This window comes from Streptomyces mabaensis (genome assembly GCF_053763515.1).
The window spans coordinates 24,873-51,380 of the sequence record NZ_JBSOPZ010000002.1 but is presented as its reverse complement, the minus strand read 5'-3'; the positions used below and the strand labels follow the sequence as shown (position 1 = coordinate 51,380).

At 69.0% G+C, this 26,508-nt stretch carries 27 protein-coding genes and 1 pseudogene; 8 read left to right on the top strand and 20 right to left on the bottom strand.

Going from position 1 to position 26,508, the window contains the following annotated elements; translation table 11 throughout:
* Positions 1-25 precede the first annotated feature (25 nt).
* Together ACWV17_RS01790 and ACWV17_RS01785 are read left to right on the top strand one after the other, a co-directional pair.
* The gene (locus ACWV17_RS01790) at positions 26-613 is read left to right on the top strand and encodes a DinB family protein (RefSeq protein WP_455358186.1); all 588 of its coding nucleotides are present in this window, start codon (positions 26-28) and stop codon (positions 611-613) included.
* On the top strand, positions 610-1,071 hold the full coding sequence (locus tag ACWV17_RS01785) for a VOC family protein (RefSeq protein WP_455358185.1): 462 nt from the start codon (positions 610-612) through the stop codon (positions 1,069-1,071). Before ACWV17_RS01790 ends, ACWV17_RS01785 begins: the two co-directional genes overlap by 4 nt.
* Positions 1,072-1,084: 13 nt before the next feature.
* Here the strand turns inward: ACWV17_RS01785 and sigJ are convergent, their stop codons facing one another.
* Positions 1,085-2,026: an RNA polymerase sigma factor SigJ gene (sigJ, locus tag ACWV17_RS01780; protein WP_455358184.1), complete on the bottom strand. Its 942-nt coding sequence runs from the start codon at positions 2,024-2,026 to the stop codon at positions 1,085-1,087.
* A gap of 163 nt (positions 2,027-2,189) precedes the next feature.
* Here sigJ and ACWV17_RS01775 point away from each other — a divergent pair, with 163 nt between their 5' ends.
* Positions 2,190-2,663 (top strand): carboxymuconolactone decarboxylase family protein, encoded by a 474-nt coding sequence (locus ACWV17_RS01775; protein ID WP_455358183.1) that lies wholly within the window; start codon positions 2,190-2,192, stop codon positions 2,661-2,663.
* On the opposite strand, the gene ACWV17_RS01770 is transcribed toward ACWV17_RS01775, so the two are convergent.
* The 5 genes from ACWV17_RS01770 to ACWV17_RS01750 all read right to left on the bottom strand — a co-directional run bounded on the left by ACWV17_RS01770 (position 2,617) and on the right by ACWV17_RS01750 (position 7,148).
* Positions 2,617-3,279 (bottom strand): DUF402 domain-containing protein, encoded by a 663-nt coding sequence (locus ACWV17_RS01770; RefSeq protein WP_455358182.1) that lies wholly within the window; start codon positions 3,277-3,279, stop codon positions 2,617-2,619. The genes ACWV17_RS01775 and ACWV17_RS01770 overlap by 47 nt on opposite strands.
* A gap of 94 nt (positions 3,280-3,373) precedes the next feature.
* Positions 3,374-4,828, bottom strand: coding sequence for an aldehyde dehydrogenase family protein (locus ACWV17_RS01765; RefSeq protein WP_455358181.1), 1,455 nt, complete (start codon positions 4,826-4,828; stop codon positions 3,374-3,376).
* A 66-nt stretch (positions 4,829-4,894) separates the two neighbouring features.
* Complete coding sequence (phnA, locus tag ACWV17_RS01760) at positions 4,895-6,241, bottom strand: phosphonoacetate hydrolase (RefSeq protein WP_455358180.1); 1,347 nt, start codon at positions 6,239-6,241, stop codon at positions 4,895-4,897.
* Positions 6,242-6,517: 276 nt separating this feature from the next.
* Positions 6,518-6,943, bottom strand: coding sequence for an ATP-binding protein (locus ACWV17_RS01755; protein ID WP_455358179.1), 426 nt, complete (start codon positions 6,941-6,943; stop codon positions 6,518-6,520).
* Entirely contained in the window at positions 6,843-7,148 is a 306-nt protein-coding gene (locus ACWV17_RS01750; protein ID WP_455352245.1) for a LysR family transcriptional regulator, read from the bottom strand. Before ACWV17_RS01750 ends, ACWV17_RS01755 begins: the two co-directional genes overlap by 101 nt.
* 97 nt (positions 7,149-7,245) lie before the next feature.
* Between ACWV17_RS01750 and ACWV17_RS01745 the strand changes: the two genes are divergently transcribed.
* A complete protein-coding gene (locus ACWV17_RS01745; protein WP_455358178.1) occupies positions 7,246-8,355 on the top strand; it encodes a LacI family DNA-binding transcriptional regulator in 1,110 nt (369 codons plus the stop codon).
* Between the two features lie 45 nt (positions 8,356-8,400).
* On the opposite strand, the gene ACWV17_RS01740 is transcribed toward ACWV17_RS01745, so the two are convergent.
* The 12 genes from ACWV17_RS01740 to ACWV17_RS01685 form a co-directional block, all read right to left on the bottom strand.
* Positions 8,401-9,231, bottom strand: coding sequence for a sugar phosphate isomerase/epimerase family protein (locus ACWV17_RS01740; protein ID WP_455358177.1), 831 nt, complete (start codon positions 9,229-9,231; stop codon positions 8,401-8,403).
* On the bottom strand, positions 9,228-10,376 hold the full coding sequence (locus tag ACWV17_RS01735; RefSeq protein ID WP_455358176.1) for a dihydrodipicolinate synthase family protein: 1,149 nt from the start codon (positions 10,374-10,376) through the stop codon (positions 9,228-9,230). Before ACWV17_RS01735 ends, ACWV17_RS01740 begins: the two co-directional genes overlap by 4 nt.
* Positions 10,377-10,427: 51 nt before the next feature.
* Positions 10,428-11,579, bottom strand: a complete 1,152-nt coding sequence (locus ACWV17_RS01730) for a Gfo/Idh/MocA family protein (RefSeq protein WP_455358175.1) — start codon at positions 11,577-11,579, stop codon at positions 10,428-10,430.
* Between the two features lie 138 nt (positions 11,580-11,717).
* Positions 11,718-12,398 (bottom strand): ThuA domain-containing protein, encoded by a 681-nt coding sequence (locus ACWV17_RS01725; protein ID WP_455358174.1) that lies wholly within the window; start codon positions 12,396-12,398, stop codon positions 11,718-11,720.
* Between the two features lie 114 nt (positions 12,399-12,512).
* Positions 12,513-13,484 carry a hydroxyacid dehydrogenase gene (locus ACWV17_RS01720; RefSeq protein WP_455358353.1) on the bottom strand — a complete coding sequence of 324 codons (972 nt, stop codon included), beginning with the start codon at positions 13,482-13,484 and terminating at the stop codon, positions 12,513-12,515.
* 60 nt (positions 13,485-13,544) lie between these two features.
* A complete protein-coding gene (locus ACWV17_RS01715) occupies positions 13,545-14,486 on the bottom strand; it encodes a carbohydrate ABC transporter permease (RefSeq protein ID WP_455358173.1) in 942 nt (313 codons plus the stop codon).
* Positions 14,483-15,379 (bottom strand): carbohydrate ABC transporter permease, encoded by an 897-nt coding sequence (locus ACWV17_RS01710; RefSeq protein ID WP_455358172.1) that lies wholly within the window; start codon positions 15,377-15,379, stop codon positions 14,483-14,485. The genes ACWV17_RS01715 and ACWV17_RS01710 overlap by 4 nt, the downstream gene beginning before the upstream one ends.
* Positions 15,380-15,488: 109 nt before the next feature.
* Positions 15,489-16,775 (bottom strand): ABC transporter substrate-binding protein, encoded by a 1,287-nt coding sequence (locus ACWV17_RS01705; protein ID WP_455358171.1) that lies wholly within the window; start codon positions 16,773-16,775, stop codon positions 15,489-15,491.
* Between the two features lie 129 nt (positions 16,776-16,904).
* Entirely contained in the window at positions 16,905-17,954 is a 1,050-nt protein-coding gene (locus ACWV17_RS01700; RefSeq protein ID WP_455358170.1) for a LacI family DNA-binding transcriptional regulator, read from the bottom strand.
* A 152-nt stretch (positions 17,955-18,106) separates the two neighbouring features.
* Positions 18,107-20,128, bottom strand: coding sequence for an outer membrane protein assembly factor BamB family protein (locus ACWV17_RS01695; protein ID WP_455358169.1), 2,022 nt, complete (start codon positions 20,126-20,128; stop codon positions 18,107-18,109).
* A 35-nt stretch (positions 20,129-20,163) separates the two neighbouring features.
* Complete coding sequence (locus ACWV17_RS01690; protein ID WP_455358168.1) at positions 20,164-21,009, bottom strand: heparin lyase I family protein; 846 nt, start codon at positions 21,007-21,009, stop codon at positions 20,164-20,166.
* A gap of 313 nt (positions 21,010-21,322) precedes the next feature.
* Complete coding sequence (locus tag ACWV17_RS01685; RefSeq protein WP_455358167.1) at positions 21,323-22,300, bottom strand: helix-turn-helix transcriptional regulator; 978 nt, start codon at positions 22,298-22,300, stop codon at positions 21,323-21,325.
* Positions 22,301-22,436: 136 nt separating this feature from the next.
* On the opposite strand from ACWV17_RS01685, the gene ACWV17_RS01680 reads away from it, so the two are divergent.
* The 4 genes from ACWV17_RS01680 to ACWV17_RS01665 all read left to right on the top strand — a co-directional run bounded on the left by ACWV17_RS01680 (position 22,437) and on the right by ACWV17_RS01665 (position 24,239).
* Positions 22,437-22,832, top strand: coding sequence for a RidA family protein (locus tag ACWV17_RS01680; protein ID WP_455352280.1), 396 nt, complete (start codon positions 22,437-22,439; stop codon positions 22,830-22,832).
* 80 nt (positions 22,833-22,912) lie between these two features.
* On the top strand, positions 22,913-23,389 hold the full coding sequence (locus tag ACWV17_RS01675) for a DUF488 family protein, N3 subclade (protein ID WP_455352258.1): 477 nt from the start codon (positions 22,913-22,915) through the stop codon (positions 23,387-23,389).
* 27 nt (positions 23,390-23,416) lie between these two features.
* A complete protein-coding gene (locus ACWV17_RS01670; protein ID WP_455358352.1) occupies positions 23,417-23,680 on the top strand; it encodes a DUF4186 family protein in 264 nt (87 codons plus the stop codon).
* A 10-nt stretch (positions 23,681-23,690) separates the two neighbouring features.
* Entirely contained in the window at positions 23,691-24,239 is a 549-nt protein-coding gene (locus ACWV17_RS01665) for a GNAT family N-acetyltransferase (RefSeq protein ID WP_455358166.1), read from the top strand.
* Between the two features lie 114 nt (positions 24,240-24,353).
* Here the strand turns inward: ACWV17_RS01665 and ACWV17_RS01660 are convergent.
* A pseudogene (locus ACWV17_RS01660) lies at positions 24,354-25,097 on the bottom strand (DUF4436 family protein).
* A 152-nt stretch (positions 25,098-25,249) separates the two neighbouring features.
* Entirely contained in the window at positions 25,250-26,410 is a 1,161-nt protein-coding gene (locus tag ACWV17_RS01655) for an agmatine deiminase family protein (RefSeq protein ID WP_455358165.1), read from the bottom strand.
* Between the last annotated feature and the right edge of the window lie 98 nt (positions 26,411-26,508).

Genomic DNA, 26,508 nt, shown 5'->3' with positions numbered 1-26,508 from the left:
CTGCCAGAGGTGTCAGGGTGGATCCATGGACGCAAACGAACTCGACTGGAACCGGACGCTGCGCGAGCAGTGGGAATTCCACTGGAACCACCAGCTCCGAGCCCGGCTCGAGGGCCTCACCGACGACGAGTACTTCTGGTCGCCGGTGCCGGACGCCTGGAGCGTGCGGCCGCGCGGCAGCTCGACGGCGCCCGTGCAGGTCGGTGCCGGGGACTTCACGATCGACTTCGCCTTCCCGCAGCCGGTCCCAGCGGCCTTCACCACGATCGCCTGGCGACTCGGTCACGTCATCGCCGGTGTGCTCGCCGCACGCAACGCGGCGCACTTCGGCGCGCCGGCGGCGTCACACGAGAGCTGGGAGTACGCCGGCCGCGCGGCCACCGCGCTCGACCAGCTCGAGACCCAGCTCGACGTCTGGCTGGCCGGGGTGCGCGGCCTCGGCGACGCCGGGATCCGGGTTCCGGTCGGTGAGAAGGAGCCCTTCCCCGAGGCGCCCATGGCCGATCTGGTGCTGCACATCCACCGCGAGCTGATCCACCACCTGTCCGAGGTCTGTCTGCTGCGCGACCTCTACCTGCACATGAATCGCGCCACGAACGGAGCAACCCGATGAGCCGCCACATCCAGGTCACCTTCGACGCCCATGACCCGCGGGCGCTGTCGTCCTTCTGGCGCGACGTACTGGGCTACGTCCACCCCGGCCCGCCCGGGGTCGACCTGCCCGAGGGCGCCGACCCGCTGGCAGCGTGGGACGACTTCCTCGCGCAGATCGGCGTACCGGAGGAACAGCGCAACTCGAGATCGGCCATCGAGGACCCGGACGGGCACGGCCCCCGAGTGTTCTTCCAGCGGGTGCCGGAGGACAAGGTCGCCAAGAACCGCGTCCACGTCGACGTCCGTGCGGCTCCCGGACTGCAGGGAGAGGAGCGGATGGCGGCACTGGAGGCCGAGTGCGACCGGCTCGTCGCGCTGGGAGCGAAGCGGGTACGTCGCGACGAGCCCGCTCTCCCGATGAGCGACGGCTTCATCGTGATGACCGACCCCGAGGGCAACGAGTTCTGCCTGGACTGACGCAGCTCGGCGATCACTTCTCCGGCAGTCGCGCGATATCGGACACCGGTCCGATGTGGCCGAGCTTGTCGGGGTTGGACACGGAGTGGATCGCCTGGACCACGCCGTCGGCGATGTCGAGCTCGACCACGCCGGCCACGCGCCCTTCGGCGTCGAATATCAGGGCGCCCGGCCGGCCGTTGATCCAGGCCGGCCGGAGGGCGGCGCCGAGCTTCCGGACCCGGCGGAGCCCGCCGACGAGCAGCTGTACGACTCGCTGCGGCTCGGTCACCGACTTCCCGATCGCACGCGCCTTGCCGCCACCGTCCCCGTGGAACACCACGTCGGGCGCGAGCATGCCGAGCAGCGCGTCCATTTCGCCGCCCGCGGCGGCCTCGAAGAACGAACGGGCGAGCTGCTCACCCTCCGCCCGCCGCGCCGGGGGCGGCGCGCTGTCGATCACCTGTTGTCCGGCGGCGATGCGCTTTCTGGCGCGGGCGAAGATCTGCCGGCAGTTCGCCTCGGACTTGCCGGTGATCCTCGCCACGTCCGGGTAGCCGTACCCGAACGCCTCGCGCAGCATGAACACCGCCCGCTCCACCGGAGAGAGGGCCTCCAGCAGCACGAGGAACGCCATCGACAAGGAGTCGGCCAGCTCGGCGTGCTCGGCGGGCCCCGGCCGGTCGGTGGACACGACGACCGGCTCGGGCAGCCATTCCCCCACGTAGGTCTCCCGCCGCACCCGCGCCGAAGTCAGGTAGTTGATGCCCAGCCGCGTCACCGCCGTGGTCAGGTACGCCTTCGGAGCGGCGATCACGGTCCCCGCCCGGTGCGCCCGGGTCAGGCCGAGGAACGCGTCCTGCACGATGTCCTCGGCATCGCCCACGGACCCGGTCATCCCGTACGCGATGGAGAACAGCAGCGGCCGGTAGCCTGCCGCGTCCGTCACATCCGTCACATCCGTTGATCCCGGCACGGAACCCCTCCCCCAACTCGAAGATCCGCACGATGTCCAGCAGGGTATCCGAGGCGCCCGGCCCGACGGGGAGGGAGACGCACGTCACATTCCGCTCCCGTCACAGCTTGCCGGGGTGCCCTGTCTCAGAGGAGCAACAGCAAACAACGACAAGGAGTGCACGATGGATGCCCGCTTGAACGTCATGGCCAGCCCGGTCGCAGCCAAGGCCATGAAGCACATCATCGCGGCGAGCCAGGCGCTCGCGGACTCGACGCTGCCGGCCGCGACGCGTGAACTGGTGATGCTCCGCGCCAGTCAGATCAACGGCTGCGCCGGATGTATCGACATGCACACCAAGGACGCCGCGCACGCCGGGGAGAGCTCGGTACGCCTCAACCTGGTCGTGGCCTGGCGGGAGGCCACGGTGTTCACCGACGCCGAACGCGCCGCTCTGGAGCTGACCGAACAGGGCACCCGCATCGCCGACGCGGCCGGCGGCGTCACGGACGAGGTCTGGGCGAATGCCGCCAAGCACTACGACAAGGACCAGCTCGCCGACTTGGTGACCCAGATCGCCCTCATCAACGCCTTCAACCGCGGGAACGTCATCATCCAGCAGCCCGCAGGCGACTACCAGCCCGGCCGGCACGGATAACCAGAGAGGTTCCATTCCCTCCGCACTCCTCGCGGCCCGAGCGTGGGCGCTCCGCCTCCTGACCGGACGGCGAGGGCTGGTCCCACTGCCAGGGCAGCGGGCTCGGAACCCATCCCGGGTCGGGGCGGAAGTCGCACCAGGTCCCGTCGAACGGGAACGCCCGGGTTGCCGCGAGTGCTGCCATGCGCTCGCCCTCCGCCCGGATCGCCGCCGCGCCGGCCGCGTCCCAGAAGTGGGGGCGGCCGGTCAGCTCGGTGAACTCGCCCTCGTCCTTCCACTTCCACGTCCCGTCGGGCGCGATCAGAAGATCCAAGGCGTGGTCGAAGTGGTCGATCCCGCCTGCCCATCTCCCGGCGTCCGTCTCCAGGTTGACGTACCAGCCGACGAAGGCGCCGTCCGGATCGAAGGACCACCACACGGAGTGCCAGGCCCCGGGCCGGGTGAGCATCAGCGTGCCGTACGGCTGCCACGACGCGGGATTGAGCAGTGTCGGCATCCGCATCGCCACGTCCCTCGGGAGGTTCCGGGTCGGTGTGCCGTCGAGCGCGACGCGCCGCACCGTCGCAGAGCCGGCGGCGACCCACATCAGCAGCCCTCGGTCGTCGTCGGAGACCACCCGCCCGCACTGCAGTGCCGCGACTCTGCAGGTTCGTCGTGGCGATGGCCGCCGCTGGGGACGGCGTTGCCCGCCGTCCCCAGCGATGACGCCGTCAGTACCGGATGCAGGCCGACCGGAGGTCGGTGTAGAAGTCCCAGACGTCGGGCGAGCATTCGGGCGCGCCGAGCTGGGACGCCTTGGCGCCCATGTGGGGGAGGTGGGAGTAGGCGCCGACACCGGGCCGGTTGACGTGCAGCATGCCGGCCTGGAAGTCCTGGAGAGCCTGGAACATCAGCGACGGGCTCTGCGTGAAGATCGTGCCCGACATCCCGTACTTCACGGAGTTCGAGATGCGCATGGCGTCGTCGTAGCCGTCACAGCCGATGACGGACAGGACGGGCCCGAAGACCTCCTCCTGGGCGATCTCGCTGTCCCAGGCCACGTCGGTCAGGATCGTGGGCTCGACGAAGTATCCAGGGGTGTCGACGGTGGCCGGCCGGCCGCCGCAGGCGACCGTGGCCCCGGCGGCGATCGCGGTATCGACCGCGTCCAGGCAGGCGCGCAGCCGCTCGTCGTTGACGACGGGGCCGATGTCCGCCCAGTCCTGGTCGCCCCGGCCGACCCGCATGGCCTTCACCCGCGGAACGAGTCGCTCCAGCAGCGCCTCGCGGACGGAACGGTCGACGATGACGCGGCTGGTGGCGCTGCAGCGCTGACCGCTCTGCCCGAACGCGCCGTGCACGATCGCGTCGACGGCCGCGTCGAGGTCGGCGTCGGCGAGGACGATCAGTGCGTTCTTGCCGCCGAGTTCGAGCTGGGTGCGCATCAGACGGCCCGCGCCGGCCTTGTTGATCGCCTGTCCCACAGGCAGGGAGCCGGTGAAGGAGATACCGGCCACGCGGACGTCGGCGACCAGCGCCTCGCCCGGATCACGGTCGCCCTGCACCAGATTGAGGACGCCGGACGGCAGGCCGGCGTCGGCGAACGCCTGCACCAGCAGGGCGGAGGTCCATGGCGTCAGCGGCGACGGCTTGAGGACGGCACTACAGCCGGCCACCAGCGCCGGGGCGACCTTCCACATGGGGATGGCGACGGGGAAGTTCCACGGGGTGATCAGGCCCACGACACCGAGCGGACGCCGGAAGGTCATGGCCACGGTCCGCGGCTCCTCCGCGGGCGTGGTGACGCCGTTGATGCGGCGGGCCTCCCCGATGGTGAAGTCGAGTATGGCCAGCGAGCGTGACACCTCGCCCTTGCCCTCGGACAGGCGTTTGCCCTGCTCGCGGGTGATCGCCTCGGCGAACTCTTCGCGACGCTCCTCGATCAGCCGGCCGGCGGCGGTGAGGACCTTGGCCCGCTCGATCGGCCCGATGGCGTCCCACTCGCGCTGGGCGGCGGCGGCCGCGTCCACGGCCGCGGTGGCGTCCTTGGCATCGGACTCGGCGAACCGGCCGATGACGTCGTCGGTGTTCGCCGGGTTGAGGTTGGCCCGTACGGCGCCGGAGGAGGACGGCACCCAGCGGCCGTCAATGTGATTGAGCAGGTGGTCAGGACTCGGCTGTGCCATGTGGGAACTCCATGGGAGACGTGACGGCCCGTGGGGCCGGGAAGACCGAGAGTGCCGCACCGGACATCAGACGGCGTTCTTCGACTCCTCGAGGCCGACCAGCGTGGTGGCCACCCAGAAGGCGTCGTAGTTGTGGATGCGGGCGAGATCGCCGAACGGGCTGTCGAGCGGCTCAGGTTCGGGCAGGCGCCGGTTGATCAGGAAAGGGATCTGCAGCTCGCCCAGCGCCCCGTGGGACCGCAGCGGCGCGTCGAGACCGCTCAGGTCGTGCCAGGCCTCGAAGCGCCCGAGCGCGGTCCCGGCCTCGGCCAGGACCACGATTTCGCCGATGCGGTCGGCCGGCAGGGCGTAGCGTTCGGCGGCCTCCTCGCGGCCGTGGACCTCCTGCACACCCGCGATGTCCCTGAGCTCCGCGATCGTGGTCTCGCGGTCGGCGCGCTCCGGCAGGTAGACGCTCGCGAACGAGCCGAGAGCACCGTGGTGCACCGTGTACGGGTCGGTGATCGGCAGGATCACCCTCAGGTCGTCCGCCTCGGCATCGGCGGGGATGCCGAGGATGCGGCGGAGCTCTTCCTCGACGTAGATCACCTTGGGGAGGCCTGCGTCATCGGTCTTGGCGCTCATACCGTGGTCGGCCGTGAGCACGACGGTCGCACCGAACTCGGCCAGCCTGCCGGCGTAGTGGTCGATCTTCTCGTACAGGTCGTTGGCCGCTTCGGTGCCGGGCGCGTTCTTGTGCTGGATGTAGTCGGTGAGCGACAGGTACATCAGATCGGCGCCGCGGGTCTCCATGATCTTCACGCCGGCGGCGAGGGCGAACTCGCTGAGGTCGGCCGAGTAGACGCTCGGCAGCGGCTTGCCGACCAGGTTCAGGACGTCGTCGATGCCGTTGTCCTCGACGGTGGCCTGGTCGGCCTTCTCCGCGGAGAAGCAGATGCCGCGCCGGGACGGGGCGACGAACTCGCCGGAGCCGTCCAGCGCGGGGCCTTCCTCGACGAGGCCGGCGCCGAGCAGCCTGCGCAGCTTGTCCTTGGCGGTCACCACCACCACGTCGAGCCCGGCTTCGTTCGCTGCGGCGAAGAGCGTGGGGGCGCGCAGGAAACGCTTGTCGTTCATCAGCACCTCTTCACCGAGCTCGGTGTCGAAGATGTAGTTGCCGCTGATGCCGTGTACCTGCGGGGGCCGGCCCGTCGCGATGGACACGTTGTTCGGGTTGGTCAGGGCTGGCATGGCGCAGTGCGCGGGCCACGACGTCCCCTCGTTCTCGAGGACTTTGCTCAGCCAGGGCATCCGGCCGGCCGCCATCGCCTCGATGTGATAATCGGGCTCGCTGCCGTCGATGCAGATCACCACAACGGGGGCGGAGGGCCTGGAGTAGGTCCTGCCGTTGACTGTGAACGTCCGTGTGGTCACGCGTGCTCCTCGGTGCAAGTTCGTGGCTGATTTCTGCTGCGACCGAGACTGGCGGCGCGGGCCGTGCAGGAGGAACCCCCGTTTCGGCTATGGCGGCTATTCGGGGAAGGGGAGAATGCGGCCCGCACCGTTCTTTACGTGGGGCTTCAGCGGGCTTACCCAGGAGAACGTCAGGGCCGCCCCCTTGATGCAGTCGGCGTCCACGTCCAGGCCGATGACGCTCTCGGCCGGTATGCGGTGGGGTGGTGTGTGGCGACGGCCCAGGTCCGGCCCTGCCTACTCCGCGACCCTGAATCCGGCGCGCACGTGCCACGAGAACGCCTGGACGTCGACGCTGCACCAGTCCGTCAGCTGGGCGACGATGCTCAGTCCCCGGCCGCACTCGCCGCCGATGGCCGACATCTCCGGCCCGCCGTGCTGCGCGGCGTTGGCGGCCAGCTCACCGACGACCAGGACGAGCGAGTCGAGCCGGTCCCCGTCCACACCCCAGTCGGCAGCCAGCTTCGCGACGAAGCGGCGTGCGCTTGACACGTGGCGGAGGTGGGCGGCGAGGGCGATCTGGCCGGCTTGGGGATCGGACCAGGAAGCGTATGAGCGATCGTCATGTCGACCCTCCCACCACAAGGCGCCCCGTCTGAAGGCCGCTGAGCTGCTGGACAGCCGACACCGCCTCGTCGGCAAGCAGGAAGACCCGGCTGGCATACTCCGCCAGCAGCTCGCCCTCTGCTGTCGGCCTGATCCGCGCGCTCGACCGGTCGATCAGTGTGATCCGCAGGGACTCCTCCAGCCTTCGCACCTGGTTCGAGACCGAGGGCTGACTCATGTAGAGCTTCTGGGCGGCGGCGGAGAAGCCCTGCTGCTCGATGACTTGCATGAAGATCCACAGGCGGTGCAGGTCGAGTGTCACCGGATGACTTTGATGCTGGGCCGCTGTGCTGAGGGGCCTTCCGCCACCCACGGACGCAGCACCCTGATCGCTGTGACCGTGCCGCGTTACGCTGGGAATGCGCATTCCTGGAGCGATGAGCCCGGCGCTACGAGGCGACGAGGAGCTGACGATGGGGGAACCGCGGGTGGATACGACGTCCCAGCCGGGCATGGTGACGCTGTCCGACGTGGCGCGGGAGGCCGGGGTGTCGCTCGCCACGGCCTCGCGCTCCATCAACGGCAGCTCCCACAGGGTCAGCCAGGAACTGCGCGACAAGGTGCTGGCCGCGGCGTCGCGGCTCAACTACACGGCCAACGCACAGGCCCAGGCGATGGCGCGTGGACACACCAGCGTGGTGGGCCTGGTCGTGCACGACATCGCGGACCCGTACTTCTCCTCGATCGCGGCCGGCGTGATGCGGGCCGCCGAGGACAACCGGCTGCTGGTGACCGTCGGCAGCACCGCCCGGCGCCCGGAACGCGAGCTGGACTACATCGCGGCGCTGCGCGGGCAGCGCGGGCGGGCGGCGATCCTGGCCGGCAGCCGGGTCGACGACCCGAAGCTGCAGGAGTCGCTCGCCCGGGAGATCCAGGCCTTCGAAGCAGGAGGCGGCCGGGTTGTGGTGATCAGCCAGCAGCGGCTGCCGGTTGACACGGTCGTCATCGAGAACCGCAGCGGCGCACGGGCCCTTGCGAGCGAACTCGTCGCGCTCGGGTACCGCCGCTTCGGTGTGCTGGCAGGCCCTCGAAGTCTGCTGACCGCGCGCGACCGGCTGGAGGGATTCCGCGGCGGTCTGGCCAACGCCGGTGTCCCCGCGCCCGAGGCGGTCGTGCGCGGGGCGTTCACCCGCGACGGCGGCCACGAGGCCATGCTGGAGCTGCTGGACACCACTGAGGGTATCGAGTGCGTCTTCGCCGTCAACGATGTGATGGCGGTCGGTGCGATGGCGGCGTGCCGCGACCGCGGCCTCTCGCTGCCGGGTGACCTGGCGCTGGCGGGCTTCGACGACATCGCCACGCTCCGGGACGTCCACCCTGCGCTGACCACGGTGCGCCTGCCCCTGGAGGAGGCCGGCGCCGTCGCCCTGGAGCTGGTGCTCACCGCCGAGGAGGGGGCCGCGCCCAGGCAGCGCCGGATCAAGGGCGAGGTCGTGGTTCGGGCCAGCACCCCCGCACGGACCCGCTGACTCGCTGCCCAGTCCTCGGGTAAGCGCTTTCCCGGAGGTGTCGGCTCAGAGACGGGCAGCAACGTGGGCGAGGTGACGCTCGATCATGGTCCTGAGTGTCTGCTCGCCAGGGGTGTTCCAGATCTGCTCGTTGAAGATCTCGACCTCGATCCAGCCGGTGTAGCCGGCCGCGGTCACGTGGTCGGTCAGCGTGCCGAAGTCGATGTGACCGTCGCCGACATGGCCGCGGCCGAGCAGGGCGTCGGCGGGCAGCGGAAGCGTCCAGTCACAGACCTGGTACGAGGCGATCCGCCCGCCGGCCCCGGCACGGGCGATCTGCTCCGCCAACTGCGGATCCCACCACACGTGGTAGCTGTCGACGACGACGCCGACCTGGGAGGCCGCGTGCGGCTCGGCGAGATCCAGCGCCTGCCCGAGGGTGGAGACCACGGCCCGGTCGGCGCAGAACATCGGGTGCAGCGGCTCGATCGCCAGACGGACCCCGAAGTCACCCGCGTGCGCAGCGAGTTCGCCGATCATGTCCGCGACCCGGGCGCGCGCGCCGACCAGGTCGCGGCTGCCCCCGGGGAGGCCGCCGACCACCATCACCAGGGTGTCGGTGCCGAGTTCGGCGGCCTCCTCGATCGCCTGGAAGTTGTCGACGAGTGCGGCGCGCCGCTCATGCTCGTCGCCGGCGGTGAGGAAGCCGCCGCGACAGAGGCTGCTGACCGCGATTCCGGCGTCCCGGCAGAGCTTGGCGGAGCGCGCCAGGCCGGTCTCGGCGACCTTGTCCCGCCAGAGGCCGATCGCCGCGATGCCGGCCTCGGCGCAGCCCTTGACGGCCTCGGGCAGGCTCCACCGCTTGGTGGTGATCTGGTTCAACGACAGCCGGTTCACGCCTGCACCCCCGCCACCGCGAGGAACTGCCGCATCCGGTGGGCGGCCAGGTCCGGGTCCGGCAGTACCCCGGCGGCGTCGGCGAGCCGGAACAGTTCGACCAGGTGAGGCACCGACCGTCCGCTCTGCGCGCCGGCCACCATGGTGAAGTGGTCCTGGTGTCCGGCCAGCCAGGCCAGGAACACGATGCCGGTCTTGTAGTGGAAGGTCGGCGCGGCGAACAGGTGCCGGGCGAGCGGCAGCGTCGGTGCGAACAGAGCGTCGTACCGGTCGACGTCCCCCGCGTCCAGCGCCCGCAGGGCGGCAGCCGCAGTTGCCGCGATCGGGTCGAATACGCCCAGCAGGGCGTCGCTGTGGCCGAGTTCGTCCCCCCGGATCAGCTCGGGGTAGTTGAAGTCGTCGCCCGTGTACAGCCGTACCCCGGCCGGCAGCGCGCGCCGGAGAGCGATCTCCCGCTCGGCGTCCAGCAGCGAGACCTTGATGCCGTCGATCCGCTCGCTGTGCTCCTTGATCAGCGAGAGAACGCTCTCCGTGGCCCGGTCCAGGTCGCGGGAGCCCCAGTAACCCGCCAGCGCCGGGTCGAACATGTCGCCGAGCCAGTGCAGGATCACCGGCTGCTCGGCCTGCCGGATCAGCCGGCCGTACACCTCCAGGTAGTCCTCCGGGCCGTCGGCGAGCGAGGCAAGCGCCCGGCTGGCCATCAGGATCGGCTGCGCGCCGGCGGCCTCGACGACGGCGAGCTGCTCCTCGTACGAGGAGATCACCTGGCCGAGGCCGGTGGCGGGAGTGGTGAGCTGGTCGGTGCCGACCCCACAGGCGAGGCGGCCGCCGACGGTCCGGGCCTCGGCACCGGAGCGGATGATCAGTTCCTTGGTGGCGGCCCAGTCCAGTCCCATACCGCGCTGCGCGGTGTCCATCGCGTCTGCGATGCCGAGACCCAGCGACCAGAGGTGGTGGCGGAAGGCCAGGGTGGCGTCCCAGTCGACGGAGGCGGGCGCGCCGGGGGCGTTCTCGCCGAGCGGGTCGGCGACCACGTGGGCGGCCGCGAAGGCGAGGCGGGATGTGGGGGTGCCCGCCGACAGGTCAGGGGCGGCGGGTTCGTGCAGCCGGTACCGGCCGATGCCGGGGAGCTGGAGTTCGGTCATGGTGTCATCGCAATCGCATGGTCGTGCATGGCGGGGAGGCGGAGGGACGGGTCAGAGGGTCAGCTCGGGCACGTCCAGGCGGCGGCCCTCGCGCGCGGAGCGCAGGCCGAGCTCGGCGAGCTGCACGCCCTTGGCGCCCTCCAGGAGGTCCCACTGGTACGCCGACCCGGTGACCACGTGCTTGAGGAACAGCTCCCACTGCACCTTGAAGCCATTGTCGAACTCGGTGTTGTCCGGCATCTGCTGCCACTGCGCGCGGAACGACTCGGTGGCCGGCAGGTCGGGGTTCCAGACCGGCTTGGGGGTCGAGGCGCGGTGCTGGATACGGCAGTTGCGCAGCCCGGCGACGGCGCTGCCCTCGGTGCCGTCGACCTGGAACTCGACCAGCTCGTCCCGGTCGACCCGGACCGCCCAGGAGGAGTTGAGCTGGGCGGTGATTCCGCCCTCCAGCTCGAAGATGCCGTACGCGGCGTCGTCGGCGGTGGCCGGGTACGGACGGCCCTGCTCGTCGACGCGCTGCGGGATGTGGGTGGCGGTGTGCGCGTACACCGAGCGGACCGGGGCGATGACGCTGTCCAGCACGTACCGCCAGTGCGGGAACATGTCGAGGATCATGCCGCCGCCGTCCTCGGCACGGTAGTTCCAGGACGGGCGCTGAGCGGCCTGCCAGTCGCCCTCGAACACCCAGTAGCCGAACTCGCCGCGTACGGAGAGGATCCGGCCGAAGAAGCCGCCGTCCACCAGGCGCTTGAGCTTGAGCAGGCCGGGCAGGAACAGCTTGTCCTGGACGGCGCCGTTGGCCACCCCGGCTTCGCGGGCGAGACGGGCCAACTCCAGTGCGCCGTCGAGGGATTCGGCGGTGGGCTTCTCGGTGTAGATGTGCTTGCCGGCGGCGATGGCGGCCTTGATGGCCTGCTCGCGGGCCTGGGTGACCTGGGCGTCGAAGTAGATCTCGGCGAGCGGGTGGGCGAGTGCCTCGTCGAGCGAGGTGGTCCAGTGGGTGAGGCCGTGGCGGTCGGCGAGCTCCTTGAGCTTGTGCGCGTTGCGGCCGACCAGGATCGGCTCGGGCCACAGCACCTCGCCGCCCTCCAGGGCGAGCCCACCCTGCTCGCGGATGGCCAGGATCGAGCGCACCAGGTGCTGGCGGTAGCCCATCCGGCCGGTCACGCCGTTCATCACAATGCCGATCACTCTGCGGGACATCGGTGGTCCTCTCTTCTCTTCGGAGCCGGGGCTCTCCATTCAGTATGGAAAGCGCTTTCTTTACGTGAGACTAAGCTTCCGGCCTGGCCCAGTCAACGGCGGTGGGATTCCGGGAGCTGTCCCCGGGTCCCGACGGCATCAGCCTGCCGCGCCCGCCGCCCAGCGCAGGCCGCCCAGGAGGTGGCGGAGGAAGGCCGGGTCGGTGTAGGAGTCGTCCGCGTGACCCAGCGCCGTGTAGAAGGAGCGGCCGGCGTCGAACTCCCTGCACCACACCAGGGGGTGATCGGCGCCCATGCCGCCTCCCTCGTAGCCGGACTCGTCGATGGTGGCGAGGACGTGTACGCCGGGGCGCCGCGGGTTGCTTCGGAAGTCGTACCACTCGTCGTTCCACTCCCACCGCAGCGGCAGGTGGATCATCGCCGGATGGCTCTGGTCCTCGACCAGCACGGTGCCGGGCTGGAAGGCGGGGTGGCCGGCAAAGCGCGCGCCGAGCAGGTCGCCGTAGTACGGCCATTGGTACTCGGTGCACGCGGCGGAGTGGACGCCCATGAAGCCGCCGCCGTCCGAGATCCAGCGCCGCAGGGCTGCCTGTCCGTCCGGGGTGAGTACCTCGCCGCTGGTGGACAGGAAGACCACCGCACTGCGCCCCGCCAGGGAAGCGTCGGTGAAGACCGCAGGGTCCTCGGAGACCTCCACCGTGAAGCCGTGTGCCTCGCCCAGCTCGCGCAGAGCGGCCTTCCCGGCGGGGATGGAGTCGTGGCGGTAGCCCGTGGTGCGGGTGTAGACGAGAACGTCCGACAGGTGGCCGGTCTGGGGCATGCTGGCACTCCGAGTTCTGGCGCGCATGTTCCGCAGGTGGGTCGGCGCCGTTCAGGGCAGGGCGACAGGCCACTGCTCAAGCAGCCTGAGGCAGCTCGGCAGCCGCCCGGAAGGTCAGGCCGAAGTGGTCAGCGCCGCGCGGGTCACGGGATGGGCGAACTCCCGGCCGGCGCAGTAGCGTTCGATCTCGTTCAGGGTGCTGCGGGTGATGCGCTGGAGCTCACCGCCGAGCGAGCCGGCGATGTGCGGGGTCAGGAGCACGTTGGGCAACGAGTAGAGCGGCGATGTCGCCGGCAGCACCTCGGGGTCGGTGACGTCGAGGACGGCGTGGATGCGTCCTGACGCAGCCTCGGCGGTGAGCGCCTCGGTGTCGATGAGCGAGCCCCGCCCGGTGTTGATGAGTGTGGCGCCGTCCCGCAGGAGCGACAGTCTGCGGGCATCCATCAGATGGTAGGTCTCGGGCAGGGCCGGGGCGTGAAGCGAGACGACGTCGCAGGCAGCGAGCATCTCGTCGAGGCCGACGAGCCGGGCCCCCATCGACTGGGCCGCCGCCGGGTCGAGGTGGGGATCGGCCAGCAGGAGGTCGAAGTCGTGGGGGCGCAGCAGCTCCAGCACCCTGCGCCCCACGAGGGATGCGCCCACCACGCCGACCGTCCTGCGGTAGTTGCCGAAGCCCGGGAAGTGCGCCGACCAGTCCAGGGCGGCTCGGTGTTCGCGGTAGAGCCCGCCGATCTCCAGTACTCGCTTGTTGGCGAAGAGGACGGCGGCGACCGTGTACTCGGCGACGGGTACGGCGTTGGCGGCGGCCGCGGTGGAGACGAGGAGTCCGCGGTCCCAGCACGCGTCCGTCACATGGTGTTTGACGCTCCCCGCGGCGTGCACGACCGCCTTCAGCGCCGGCATGCGGGCCAGCACGGCGTTGTCGAGCGGCGGGCATCCCCAGGACGTGATCAGGAGTTCGACGGCTGACAGGTCCGGCACCCGGTCGAAGTCCTCGGCGAGGACGTGCGGATCGATGTCGACGTGCTGGGCCAGCCGCTGGACTGCGGCCGTCGGGAAGAGGGCGTCGCGGTGCCGGCGGCCCATGGCGAACAGGGCGTGCGGGCGGGGCTGAGTGGATGGCATGGGGATCCTCATGACGATGGCCTACTTGACGGCGCCGGCTGTCATGCCGGACTTCCAGTACCGCTGGAGCATCAGGAAGAGGACGACCAGTGGAACCACGGACACCAGCGATCCGACGATTGCCAGGAGGTAGTCCTGCGGGTGCCCCTGGGAGAGCGCGGAGGAATACCAGACGTACAAACCGAGGTTGACCGGGAAGAGGTCCTCGTCGGACAGCATCACCAAGGGCAGGAAGAAGCTGTTCCAGATCTGGGTGAACTGGAAGAGGAAGATGGTCACGAAGCCAGGCGCGAGCATGGGCAGGGCGATCCGGCGAAAGGCCTTGAACTCGCCGGCCCCGTCCATCCGGGCCGCCTCCAGGACCTCGTTGGGGACGTAGGACGCGCTGAAGACCCGGGCCAGATACACCCCGAACGGGAACACGAGGCCGGGGATGAACACGCCCCAGAAGGTGTTCACCAGACCAGCCTTGGCAGCGATCAGGTACAGCGGTATCGCCATTGCCGTTCCGGGCACCATTACGCCCAGCAGGACGAGGGAGAAGAGCTTCTCCTTGGCGGGGAAGGCCAGTTTGTCGAACGCGTACCCGGCGGCCACGCTGAACACCGTGGCCAGCAGCGCGCCGATACCGGCGTACAGGAGCGTGTTGACCGTCCAGCGCAGGTAGATACCGTTGTCGACCTCGAACAGGTATCCGAGGTTGTCGAAGAGCGCGAAGTCGTTGCCCGGTGCGAAGCCGTTCGTGGCGAAGAGGTCCTGGCGGCTCTTCGTGGACGACAGGACCAGCCAGAGCATCGGCAGAAGTGTGTAGAGGGCGGCGAGACCCAGCATCGCGGTCACGCCGGCCTTGGACAGCAGGACCGACGGACGCTTTCCGGGGCTGTGCCGGGCCGGCCTGCCCTCGCTCTTCCGCTCCGGGGCCGCAGCGGGCGCCGGGACAATGCGTGTCGTGGACTTGGTCACGGCTTGCTCCTGCTGCGCGAAAAACGGGTGACGAGGAATGACAGCACTGCGGCGAACAGCGCGATGAGCAGCGAGGCGGCTGCGGCCAGGCCGAAGTCGTTGTGCGTGAAGGCGGCGGTCTGGACGAACATGTTGGGCGTCCAGCTGCTGCCGATCGCGCTGGACGCGCTGTAGATGACCTTCGGCTCCGTGAAGAGCTGGACCGATCCGATCACGGTGAACAGCACAGCCAGAGCGATGGCCGGGCGGATCATCGGCACCTTGATCGACAGGGCGGTACGGATACCGCCCGCACCGTCGATCTTCGCCGCGTCCAGGGTCTCGCCCGGCACCGCCTGGAGCGCGGCGTAGAAGATGACCATGTTGTACCCGATCCACTCCCAGACGGCGATGTTCGCCGCGGAGAACACCGCGTTGTCCGCCGACAAGAAGCTGATCTCGAGGCCGCCGGAGCTGAGAAAGTCGATCACCGGGCTCAGCCCCGGCGTGTACAGGTAGACCCAGATGAGCGCCGCGATCAGACCGGGCACCGCGTGCGGGAGGAACAGGGCCAGCTGGAAGAAGGTCCGTGCCTTGGCCAGTGCCGAGTCCAGCAGCAGGGCGAGGACGAGCGCGCCGCCGATCATCACCGGGATATAGACCGCGACGTACGCGGCGATGGTGAGGAATCCGTCACGGAACGCTGGGTCCGACAACGCGCGTATGTAGTTGTCCAGTCCGGCGAAGACCTCTTCAGTGCCACCGAAGCCGAGGCCGGAGGTGCGGGTGGTGAACAGACTCATCCAGCCCGCGTAGATCAGCGGGGCGAGGGTGACGGCGGCGAAGAGGCCGAAGAACGGTGCCAGGAGCAGCGCGGCGGTACGGCGCTGGGCGCGGGCTGACGGGCTTGTCATACCGGGCCTTTCTCGATGAGAGCGGGAAGGAGCGGGGGGATGAGCCCGATACCGGCCCCGCCCGGCGGGGCGCGGCGGGGCGGGCATCGGCTCACCAGGGGTTCGCGTGCTACGGGGCGAGCTTCATCCCGCGCCGCTCCATGTCCTCGGCGGTGGCCTTCTGCGCGCCGGTCAGGACGTCGACGAGCTTCACCTTGCCCTGGGCGACCTTCGGAAGCTGGTCGACGATGGCCGTGTTCGTGCTTCCCATGACGGGGCCCCACGTCCAGCTGGGCACGACCGCGTCGTAGGACTTGCTGCCCACGCCGTACACGTCCTGGCCGCCGAAGTACTCAGTGGAGAAAGCGGACTTGGTGACCGGTACGAGCTTGGGGTCGGCGGGGAACATGCTGCTCGTACCGGAGGAAACCCACGCCTTCATGCCTTCGGGGTCAGTGGTGATCCACTTGATGAACTCCGCTGCGGCGCCGCCGTTCTTGGCGCCCTTCGGGATGACGAAGGACGAGCCGCCGTACATGGCGGAGGCCGGCTTGCCGTCCCAGGTCGGGACCGGGGCCACCGACCACTTGCCTGCCTGGTCGGCCACGGTCGCCTGCTGGGCTCCCGCGCACCAGCTCGCGCAGACGTAGGCAACGGTCCGGTTCTGCTGCACGCTCGTCCAGAACGGGTCGAGCGAGCTCAGCGAGTGGACGAGGTCCTGCTGGGCGAGGTCGCCCCAGTAGTCGGCCACCTTCCGGGAGGGAGCGTCGTCGAGCGATACCTTCCAGGCGTCCTTCTCCGTGCCGAACCACTTCCCTCCGGCCTGCCAGGCAAGGGCCGTCAGCAGTCCCGGGTTGTCGGTGTACAGGACCCCGCCGCGGGCCTTCGGGTCGGCCTTCTTCACCTGCCCGGTCATGTTCCGGTACTCGTCCCACGTCTTCGGGACGTCGATCTTGTTCGTCTTGAAGAAGTCGTTGCGGTAGTACAGCATCAGCGGCGCGGCGTCGCGGGGAACGCCCCACGTCTGGCCACCCAGCTCGACCAGCTGCCGTGTCGACTTCGGGAAGTGGTCCTTGACCAGGGGGCCGAGCTTGTCGCCCAGGTCCTCCAGCTTGCCCTGCGTGGCGAACTCCGGCAGGTGGGGGTACTCGACCACCGCGGCATCCGGGACGGTACCGGCCTTCACGGCGTTCGTGAGCTTGGAGTAGTACTCCTGGCCCGAGGGTACGGCCTCGAAGGTCACCTTGATGTCCGGGTGGGTCCGGTTGAAGGCCTCCGCCACCTTGTCGGAGCCCTTGAGGAAGGACCAGAAGGTGACCTCTCCGGTCTTCTCCGCCGCGGGTGCCCCACTCTCCGAGCCTCCACATCCCGTGGCGAGAAGGCCGAGTGCCGCGACGGAGCAGACCAGTGCTGTCACGCGTCTACGAATCATGATGTGCCACCGATCGTTCGCTTGGGTGTCACCGCAATCATTCGTTACATACGACAGCCAGTCAATGCATTCGCTTTCGTTTTTTGGAAAACGAAGCCACATGGCATCACATGATCAGGCGCCGGCTCGGCGGTCGGCGCCACAGGACGCACGCACCCGCAGTTCCGGGCGGAGCAGGATCTCGGCCAGCGGCGTGGAAGGGTCGGACAGCCGGCGTACCGCCAGGTCCAGGGCCCACGACCCCACCGCCTGCTTGGGGGGCGCCACCGCGGTGAGGGGGACGTCGCTCAGCTCGGCGACCTCGTCGTCGTAGGTGACCAGGGCCAGATCCTCCGGCACGCGCACTCCCCGTGCGCGCAGGATGCCGACGAGGGCGATGGCATCGATGTCGTTGTGCACCAGCGCTGCCCGGAACTCACCGGCTTCCACGGCCCGGACCACCTCTTCGAAACGCGCGTCGGCCGGAGCCGCATCACCGGTGGTGCTGATGCGGTACTCCGGCCCCGGCGTCAGCCCCATGGCCGCTACGGCGTCGGCATAACCGGCGCTGAGGAGAGCCGTGTTGGGGCTCTCGGCCCTGGCGACGAGGGCCACTCTGTCGTGCCCGAGCCCGGCAAGGTGACGTACCGCCAGCGCCGCACCGTAGGCGTGGTCGGAGGCCACCTGCTCCAGGCGACCGCCCCGTATCCCCGCCCGGCGCTCCACCAGGACGGCAGGTACCTCAAGGCTGCTCAACCACTGCTCGGCCTCGTCCACCGGGCGCAGGCCCGGGTGCAGCATCAACAACAGGCTGTCGATGCCGCCGGCCATGAGCTGGCGGACCTGCTCCTGGTTCTCCGACAGCGACTCACCGGAGACGGCCAGCACGACACGGACACCGCGTGAGCGGGCCGCGTTCTGGACGCCGCGGATCACCTCCGCGTAGTAGTAGCCGCCCGGAGGCACCACCAGCCCGATGGCGTACCGCTCCGCCGCGGGCGGCACGGCGGGGACAGGAGCCTCGGCCGGGGAGGTATCGGCCGAGGCCAGGGCCCTGGCGCCGCCGTGCACACGGGTCAGCAGCCCCCGGCCGGCCAGCTCCCGTACGTCCTGGCGCAAGGTGACGGCGGAGACGCCCATCTCCGCCGCCAGTTCCTTCACTGTGATCGAACCCTGTCGCTCCACAGCACGCAGGATCGCTTCCCGCCGCTCGTCAGCCAACACCTTCAGTCCCCTCTCGATAACGAGTGAGCCATACTCCTTCACTCGACAACCGAAAGATATCAATCAAAGGTCAACATCGGCCCGGACCGGCGGATTTCATGGACAGCCGCAGTTCAGTGCGACGGCCGGTCGTCAACTGCGACGAGGTTGTGGCCGCGGAGCGTGTAGATCAGGCCCTCGTGGACGTTGACATGCGGGCCGCTGTACCAGGCACCGTTGATGCCGGCGACGACGGTGCTGACGGCGAACGTCTTCGGGTGGAAGCGGAAGAGCGTGGTGTCCGAGACGCCGTAGACCACGCCGCGGTTGGTGACCAGGGCGGCGAAGCCCTTGCTGACGCTGCTCACGTCAGCGGTGTGCACCACCTTCCGGGTCCTCAGGTCGATGACGAACAACCCGCCCTTCGTGGTGAGCCCGTAGAGGCTTCGGCCCTGCACCGCCAGGGCCGCCACACCCGCCACCTGCTTCGTATCGACGCGCCACTGTTCCGTGCCGGTGACCGGATCGACAGCGACGACAGTGGCGCGCGGTCCCGTCTTGGAGGCGTTGTCGCCGCCCAGGTAGGCGACGCCGTCCCGGTTGGCCACCGCGCGGACGAGCTGGACGTCGTCAATCGGATTGACGTAGGAGGCCGACTTCCCGGTGCTGGGGGAGTACGTCCACAGGGCGCCGCCGCCCTCGGTGTCGGACTGCACACCGACGAGGAGCAGCTCGTTGAGCGGGTCCCACGAGGTGTCCAGCGGCCGGTTCTGCTCGCTGGGGAAGCTCGCGGCCTGATGCGGTTGCTGTCGCCCGGAAGGGTCGTACCGCCAGATGCCCTGCGAGCTGTACTGGCCGGTGTACAGGACGCCTTCGATCACTTCGGCATCCTTGGCCTCACCGGGCGCCCGCAGGTTCACGACCTCGCCGGTCTGCAGGTTGCGCCGGGAGATGGCGCCATTGCCGCCGAGATAGACGTACCCGCGGCCGGCGGCGATGCCCATGCCTGCTTGCGGACTGGCCTTCGCGCCTGCCTCTTGCAGATCGGTGACCACCGACGTTTTGGCCGACACATCGATCTCGGCGACGAAGCCGTAGCCCGAGACGACCGTCAGTTGCCCGTCGACGTGGTCCACGCCCCAGATCTCCCCGAGGTCCGGTCCGCTGAACTCCACGGGGGAGATCGTCTTGTCCGCCTTCGAGTAGGCGTTCACTCCCGACGCGGAGGCGAAGTAGAACCGCTCCTCGTCGGCGGCGAACGTCTTGACGACCTTGCCCTGTGTGGGCGCCACGGTGTACGAGGAGAGGTCCTTCAGGTCCATCACGGCCAAGTTCGCGGGAGCGACTCCGCCCGAAGTGCCGGCGATCAGGTGACCGCCCACGACAGCGAGTTCCCGAATTTCGGTGTCCTTCTCCAGCTCCTTGGGCACGACCGAAGTGAACGTGCGGGCCTGTCGGTCATAGGCGAACAGAGATGCCTTGCTCGCGCCGCTCCCGCCGGAAAGGATGCTGCCCGCCCCGAAGAAGACGGTCGTCTCCGTGGCCGCGAGTGCCCGGGACAGGGTCGCCTTGGGGTCGGGGACGCCCAGGTTGGTGACAGCACCGGTGGCCGGGTCGTACTGCCACAGCGCGGGCGCCTTCCCCGGGATGCCGCCCACGGCGTACACCGTACCGTCGGGGGCGATTGCCAGTTTGCGGATGTCGCGGTCCTCGGTCCTGCCGATGCCTACGGCAGGCTTGTCCGGCGTCTTCAAGTCCCACCGGTAGAGATTCGGCTTGCCTTGGTCCCCCTTGAGCAGGACGCCGATATAGAGGTACTGACCGGTGGGGTCCACCGCGAGCGCCTGGATGGAGGGCTCGGGCGCTGCGTCGAGCTGGGTGGAGGCCACCACCTTCCGGCTCGGCAGATGGAACGCGATCACGCTGGACGGCTTCATGTTGCGTGACCCGATGTAAACGGTGTCGCCGACCCGCAACCCGCTCATCAGCGAGAACTGGACCAGGCCCGGTCCCAGATCGGTCACCGCGGTCATGGGCGGCCCACCGGCTGCCGCACCGGCCTGGGTGGCAAGGAGGGATCCGGCGGCTGTCGCCAGCCCGAGCGCACCACCTGCCTGGAGCACTCGGCGCCTGCTGAGGAAAGGAGAGTCGTTCATCTGTACTCCACGAGGTATTGAGCTGCGGATTCACGTCAGGACAGGTCGAGAATGCGGATGTCATCGTGCTGAACGATCCGCGTGGGTACGTCACCGTTCTCGAGCGATTGCGAGGGACGGTAAAGGCCCCACTTGAGGTAGCCGTGGTCGGCCGGATTCACCGGCTGATAGGTGGGCACGTTCTCGTACGAGACGGCCGGCTTGTAGCCGGACTGCCCCGGAAGCTTCACGGAGACCTTGAAATGGCCCGTCTCGTCGGTGGTCCAGCGCGCATCCACGCGGAAGTTCATCCACTGGTTGACGAGGGGCCGGAAGTCCGCCACAACTGCCGTCTGCCGGTTCAGGTGCGGAGACCTGAACGCCACCTCATTGCGCTTCGTCATGAGGTAGAACGCCGGGACATTGCCACCTCCGTACTTGCCCTGGAAGATGATGTCGCCCGCGGCGCTGTCACCCGGCTCGTGCGCCTGCCAGTCCTTCAGCAGGACACTGAACTCGTAGCGGTGCACGTCACCCACGTCGAAGCGCCCGGATTCGAGCAGGTCCGTCGCGCTCTCGCTGCGCGGTGCGCCGTCGGACTCGTATGCCGCATCGCCGAGCGTCACCTTGTGCTGGACCGCGTACGAGCAGCCCCCAGGCCCACGCTGCACGACGCCGGAAGCGTCCGGCGCTGTCGCGTGCGTAGTGGTCAGGCCGTCCACTCCCGAGTCCAGGGTTCCGCTCTCGTAATCCACCCGCAGTTTCTCTGCGGCGGCCTGCGCGGCGACCGGGCTGAGGCGCGAGGTCACCTCCGGATCAGCTTCCGGGGACTGGGGCAGCAGGACGGGAACCAGCAGCGCCCCCGCGCAGAAGGAGGTCGATACCTTGCGAAGCTTGATCATTTCACTCCTCGGGACGCTCAGCACAATCACACGATGCGGCCGTAACCTCTCACGGTAAAGCGATATCACTTGAACCCGCATCGAGGACGTCCGCGTGCGCTGCATGCTGACACGGAGCCGAAGGATACCGAAAGACTAGTGGCAAAAGATTGTTTGATCCAAGGCTGAAAGGTGCTATCGCCATGCTTTCATTGCACGTGTTGGCCCTGCAGCCATCGAACCTGAACCTCCACGCAGCCCACTTGGCGTCGTCGTTCGATGGAAAGTGATGCCGAGTGACGCAATGCGGGGACCCGCAGCTGCCGCAGCTCCGTCAGAAGGCTGAGTCTCCGTAGCGGGTGGCAATCGCGGCGGCGCGGTTGCGCAGGGAGGTGCGCAACGACTGCGGGGCCAGGGCTTCCGCGTCCGTGCTGAGCTGCCACAGCGCCCATTCGGCGTGTCGGGAATCCTGGAAGGTCACCTCCAGCCGCAGCCAGCCGTCTGCGTCGGGTTCTTCTGCGCGGACGGCCAGCGCGGTGTCCAGCAGGTCCTCCCGCCGCGCCGGGTTCACCCGTACCAGCACGGTGATGTGGTCGCCGCCGGAGAGAAACTGCGCGGAGCGTTCCCGCCAGATCCGGTCCAGATCGACCCGGTCTGGTCGCTGTGCCGTTTCGGGGAGTTCCTCGGCGGCCAACATCCGCGACAGCCGGTAGGTGCGGTCCGCGCCAGATCTCGTGGCCAGCAAGTAGGCCCGGTCGCGTACGGTGACCAGGCCGATCGGGTCCACCGTGCGCCACTGTGGTGTCCGGCCTGTGGCCGCGTAGTGGATGCGCAGCTTGTGTCCGGCGAGCACCGCTCGCCTGACCTCGATCATTGTGGTGTCGGGTACCTCCTCAGTGACCAGCCGGCGTGAGAGTAGGTCGGTCTCCGGGTCGACGAGAAATCGCTGGGCCGCGTCGCTCGCGGTGGCCCGGTGGCTTTCGGGCAGCGCGTCGACCACCTTCCGCATGGCCGAAGCGAGCGCCGAGCCGAGGCCGAATACCTGCTCGCCGCGCCCCGATCCGGCGGTAAGCAACGCGAGGGCCTCGTCGTGGTTCAGTCCGGTGAGCTCGGTCTGGAAACCGGGCAACAACGCGAAACCGCCGTGCCGGCCGCGTTCTGCGTAGACCGGGACGCCGGCCGCGGACAGTGCCTCGATGTCGCGCAGCACGGTGCGGGTGGATACCTCCAGCTCGCGGGCCAGCGTGTCCGCAGTCAGCCGACCGCGCTGACGCAGCAGCAGCACCAGCGAGACCAACCGGTCGGCGCGCATACGAGAACTCTATCGAAATACATGACTAAGGATGTCGTGATTTGTTGCGAGGCTCGTCAACACGACGTCGAAGCCGGCGGCTACCGAGCCGATGGCCGTACGTACTCCCCATGAATCGAATGGAGCTGATGTGGCAGTGGAACGAACGGCGGTCAACCCGGTGACGTGGTCGGTGGAGATGGGATTCAACCAGGGTGAGGTCGTCTCCGGGCACACAAGGACCCTGTACATCTCGGGGCAGACCGCGATGAGCGGCGACGGCAAGCCCCAGCATGACGGTGATATGGCGGCGCAGTTGACGCTGAGCATCGACAACCTGGAGGCCGTGCTCCGCGAGGCCGGCATGTCTCTCGCGAACCTCGTCCGGTTCAACGTCTACACGACCGACGTCGATCTGCTCTTCCAGCACTACGGCGTGCTGGCGGCGCGGTTGGGTGCCGCCGGGGTGGCGCCGACCTCCACGATGCTCGGGGTGACGCGACTGGCGATTCCCGGCCAGATGGTCGAGCTTGAGGGAACCGCCGTCGCGTGATGCGACCTCGCCGCCTCTGCTACTCGTGCCGGTTGAACCGGCACGAGTAGCAGGCAGATGGGTGATCTCCGGTGCTCAGAATGGTGACAATCGGCGTCTATGGTTTCGACGGCGAGTCCTTCCTGCAACGACTGCTGCACGCAGAGGTCCGCCTGCTGCTCGACGTACGTCAGCGCCGCGGTGTCCGCGGACCCGAGTACGCCTGGGCGAACTCACTCCGGCTGCAGGCGGCCCTCGCCCACGCCCGGATCGCCTACGAGCACCATCCAGAGCTCGCCCCAACCACCGAGCTACGCCGGCTCCAGTACGCCGAGGACGATCGCCAAGGGGTCGGCAAGCGCTCGCGCCGCGAACTCGCTACCGAATACACCCGCCGCTACACCGCCGAGATCCTCGACAGCGCCGACCTCACGCCGGTCGTGTCGGCGCTGTCGAGTGGTGGGGTCGCAGCGCTGTTCTGTGTCGAGCGCGACCCCGAGGCTTGCCACCGCTCGTTGATCGCCCAGCGATTGGCCGAGCAGCACGGCGTCACGATCGAGCACCTGCGCCCGTGGTGATGGACGACGCGCAGACACGCCGAGGAGCTGGTCGAGCGCAGGCCGGCCCCGGCCGAACCGCGCAACGACGGCCGTCAGACGCCCTACCGCGGGCATCCCGTACTACTTCACGCTGTGGCGCGAGGACGGGCTCGACCAGCGGATCCAGGAACTGGTGCGCTGTCAGGTGCGGGAGAGGCCCGCCGATCAGAGGACCCGGCCCTCGTGGTCATCGACACGCGCGGCTGCCTCCGTCCCGGAGGGTGCGGGCTCGGTCCGCGAGTCTTGATCGCTGCCGAGCCTGCTGGTTAGGTTGGCCGGCATGACTGAGCTCGGACCCGGCGCCTGGCCACCTGCCCCGATCAGGACCGGGCGGCTCGTGCTCCGCGAGCCCGAGGCCCGGGACCGTGCGGCGTTTATCGCGCTGTTCGCCTCGCCAGAGGTGGGCACCTACATCGGTGGCCCTCGACCGCGTGATGAGCTCGAGCGCGCGGTGCCTGAAGTGCCCGGGCGCCGCCCTGGCCTTTTCGTGATCGATCTCGACGGAGCGATGATCGGCATGATCACGCTCGATCGGCGCGACGCAGAGCGTCCGGGGCACGTCCGTCCGGATGCCGGGGAGGCCGAGCTCGGTTACATGTTCCTGCCGGAGGCGTGGGGATGCGGGTACGCCGCCGAGGCGTGCGCAGCGGCACTCGACTGGTTCGCCGGCGCGTTTCCCAGCGAGCCGGTGGTGCTCTGTACCCAGTCCGCCAACGACCGCTCGATGCGCCTCGCGGCGAAGCTGGGGTTCGCCGAGGTGGAGCGGTTCGAGGAGTACGGCAGCGAGCAGTGGTTCGGCGTGTGGTCCTCGGTCACGCCGTCCGGTTGAGCTCGTGCTCGACAGCGCGGCTCCACGAAGCCACCGATCGGTTGTCGGCGGGCCCGTACCGACGCGGGCGGCCCGGCCCCCTGCGGGATGGGCTGGAGAAGACGGCCCCTTGTCCTATGGCGACTCGGTACTCGATGGCCGGCGCTCGGCCTTGAAGCCTGTGACAACCACCGTGATGAGGCAGAAGGCGATGACGGTCTCGGCCCAGAGGAAGGCCATGTAGTCCAGGAGGCAGCCGATCGGCGGCGTGCCGGGGGCGGCGTTCCGGAAGGCCGCCAGGGCGAAGAGCGTGGCGGCCATCCAGCCGAGGGCGGGCCACGTCAGCCCCTTCCGTCGCGTGACCAGGAACCACCCTCCGATGAGCACGGAGACGGCGAGTGCCCACATGGCGACCATCATGAAGACGGCGAAGACGAGCACGCTGTTGGAACGCTCCAGACCGACGTCGAAGACCGCCACGTCGTTGACCTGCGAGGCGTCCACGGCGGCCGAGAAGAGAACGTCGTGGTTGACCAGGGTCATGCGGACCGGGACCGTCTCGCCTCCTTGGCTCGCACTGAACTCGATCGCGGCATCCTAGGCGTCGAACGGGTAGTCCGTGATCGAGCCGTTCGCCAGGGTGACGGGCAGGTCCATGGTCGCGATGCGGCTGTGGGCCTTGAAGGTCAGGTCGCCGCGGGTGGAGGTCGACGTCTGGAGTGTGAGGTCCTCGGTCGGCGACGCGCCGCCGGCCTCGGCCAGCTCTCCCCGCGGGATGACCAGGACGCGAAGGACCAGCTCCCGGCCGGCGGCGTCGACGCGCTGGATCGACGCGTCGACGTCCACCCGGTCGGGAGCTTCACTGCCTGTGCGGTGCACCGTGTCCAGGGCTTGGCGCTCCCCGAACTGGAGCCAGATTCCCAAGGCGACGGCCGCCACGATCGCGAAGCAAGCCAGCCCCGTCGGGAGCAGTCTGCTCCGGATCGGCCTGTGGCGTGGGGTCCTGGACACGACGGCTCCTCGGTTCGTGGCTACTCGACCGGCTCGCCGGGCTGGTCGTGGGTGGCGCAGTGGATACCGCCGCCGCCGGTGGCGATGGTGTCGATGCTGACCGGCACGATGTCCCGCTTGGGGAAGTGCTCCTGAAGGATCCCCCGAGCGCGGTCGTCGGCCTTCCTGTCCCCGAACTTGGGCATGAACACCGAGTCGTTGGCGATGTAGAAGTTGGCGTAGGTGGACAGGAAGTCGTCGCTGTAACCGGAGATCCGGTCGGGGTCGGGCTGGGGAAGGTCGATGACCTCGAAGCTGCGGCCTTGCGCGTCGGTCGCCTCGCTCAGTACGGACATCGCCTGATCGGACGAGCGCGACCAGGAGTCGGCGGGGGTTCCCGGGAACGCCCGGTCCAGAAGGATCACTCCGGGTTCGGTGAACCGTACGAGGCTGTCGACGTGCGCGTCGGTGATGTCCTCGCCGCGCACCCCCTTCAGCCAGATCACCTTCTCCATGCCCAGGAGCTGCTTCAGCTCGGCCTCGATCGCGTCGCGGCTCTTGCCCCGGTTGCGGTTGTCGTTGACGATCGAGCTCTCAGTGATCAGGAGAGTCCCCTCGCCGTCCGTCTCGAAGGAGCCGCCCTCGGCGACGAGCGGTGCCTGGACGCGGGGGATCTTGTACTTCGACAGCAGGTTCCGGCCGACCTGGGCATCGTTCGTGTGAACCTGCTTGTTGCCCCAGCCGTTGAAATTGACATCGACGCCGACGACTTCCCCGTCCTCCTCGACGAACACGGGGACGGTGTCACGGGCCCACAGGTCGTCGACGGCCAGGGGGATGACCTCGACATCCGAACCGCACGCCTTCTGGGCTGCGGCCTGCTGGTCCGGCCTGGCCATCATCACGACGTACTCGTACTCGGCGATGGCCCGTGCGATGCGCGCGATGTCCTGCCGCACGTAGGGGAGGTCCTCCCCCCAGACCGATTCCAGTGCGGGCCACGACATGAAGGTGCGGGCGTGGCTCTCCCACTCGGCTCCCAGTCGGAGGCCCGGCTTCGCTTCCGTGGCCGGGCCGGTGGTCGGTGCCGCACCTGACGGGCCGCTTTCGGTGGGGCCGCACGCGGAGGCGCCGAGGGTGAGCACGCCGAGTCCGGCGAGCATACGCAGCGCTGTGCGACGGGAGGGGCGGAGGTCGGACATGGGGGGCTCCGATCGTGAGTGCGCAGGACAGCGATCCAGCGGCGAAAGCATCCTGGGAGGCCAGGAGTGCAGATTGCGCAGCTCGAGACCCGTTATGA

Coding starts and splice junctions, on each gene's coding strand:
- ACWV17_RS01790 (WP_455358186.1), top strand. CDS start 26: ATGGACGCAAACGAACTCGACTGGAACCGGACGCTGCGCGAGCAGTGG.
- ACWV17_RS01785 (WP_455358185.1), top strand. CDS start 610: ATGAGCCGCCACATCCAGGTCACCTTCGACGCCCATGACCCGCGGGCG.
- ACWV17_RS01775 (WP_455358183.1), top strand. CDS start 2,190: ATGGATGCCCGCTTGAACGTCATGGCCAGCCCGGTCGCAGCCAAGGCC.
- ACWV17_RS01765 (WP_455358181.1), bottom strand. CDS start 4,828: ATGGCACAGCCGAGTCCTGACCACCTGCTCAATCACATTGACGGCCGC.
- ACWV17_RS01755 (WP_455358179.1), bottom strand. CDS start 6,943: ATGCCAGCCGGGTCTTCCTGCTTGCCGACGAGGCGGTGTCGGCTGTCC.
- ACWV17_RS01745 (WP_455358178.1), top strand. CDS start 7,246: ATGCGCATTCCTGGAGCGATGAGCCCGGCGCTACGAGGCGACGAGGAG.
- ACWV17_RS01735 (WP_455358176.1), bottom strand. CDS start 10,376: ATGACCGAACTCCAGCTCCCCGGCATCGGCCGGTACCGGCTGCACGAA.
- ACWV17_RS01730 (WP_455358175.1), bottom strand. CDS start 11,579: ATGTCCCGCAGAGTGATCGGCATTGTGATGAACGGCGTGACCGGCCGG.
- ACWV17_RS01725 (WP_455358174.1), bottom strand. CDS start 12,398: ATGCCCCAGACCGGCCACCTGTCGGACGTTCTCGTCTACACCCGCACC.
- ACWV17_RS01720 (WP_455358353.1), bottom strand. CDS start 13,484: ATGGGCCGCCGGCACCGCGACGCCCTCTTCCCGACGGCCGCAGTCCAG.
- ACWV17_RS01710 (WP_455358172.1), bottom strand. CDS start 15,379: ATGACAAGCCCGTCAGCCCGCGCCCAGCGCCGTACCGCCGCGCTGCTC.
- ACWV17_RS01695 (WP_455358169.1), bottom strand. CDS start 20,128: ATGAACGACTCTCCTTTCCTCAGCAGGCGCCGAGTGCTCCAGGCAGGT.
- ACWV17_RS01690 (WP_455358168.1), bottom strand. CDS start 21,009: ATGATCAAGCTTCGCAAGGTATCGACCTCCTTCTGCGCGGGGGCGCTG.
- ACWV17_RS01685 (WP_455358167.1), bottom strand. CDS start 22,300: ATGCGCGCCGACCGGTTGGTCTCGCTGGTGCTGCTGCTGCGTCAGCGC.
- ACWV17_RS01675 (WP_455352258.1), top strand. CDS start 22,913: ATGGTGACAATCGGCGTCTATGGTTTCGACGGCGAGTCCTTCCTGCAA.
- ACWV17_RS01665 (WP_455358166.1), top strand. CDS start 23,691: ATGACTGAGCTCGGACCCGGCGCCTGGCCACCTGCCCCGATCAGGACC.
- ACWV17_RS01655 (WP_455358165.1), bottom strand. CDS start 26,410: ATGTCCGACCTCCGCCCCTCCCGTCGCACAGCGCTGCGTATGCTCGCC.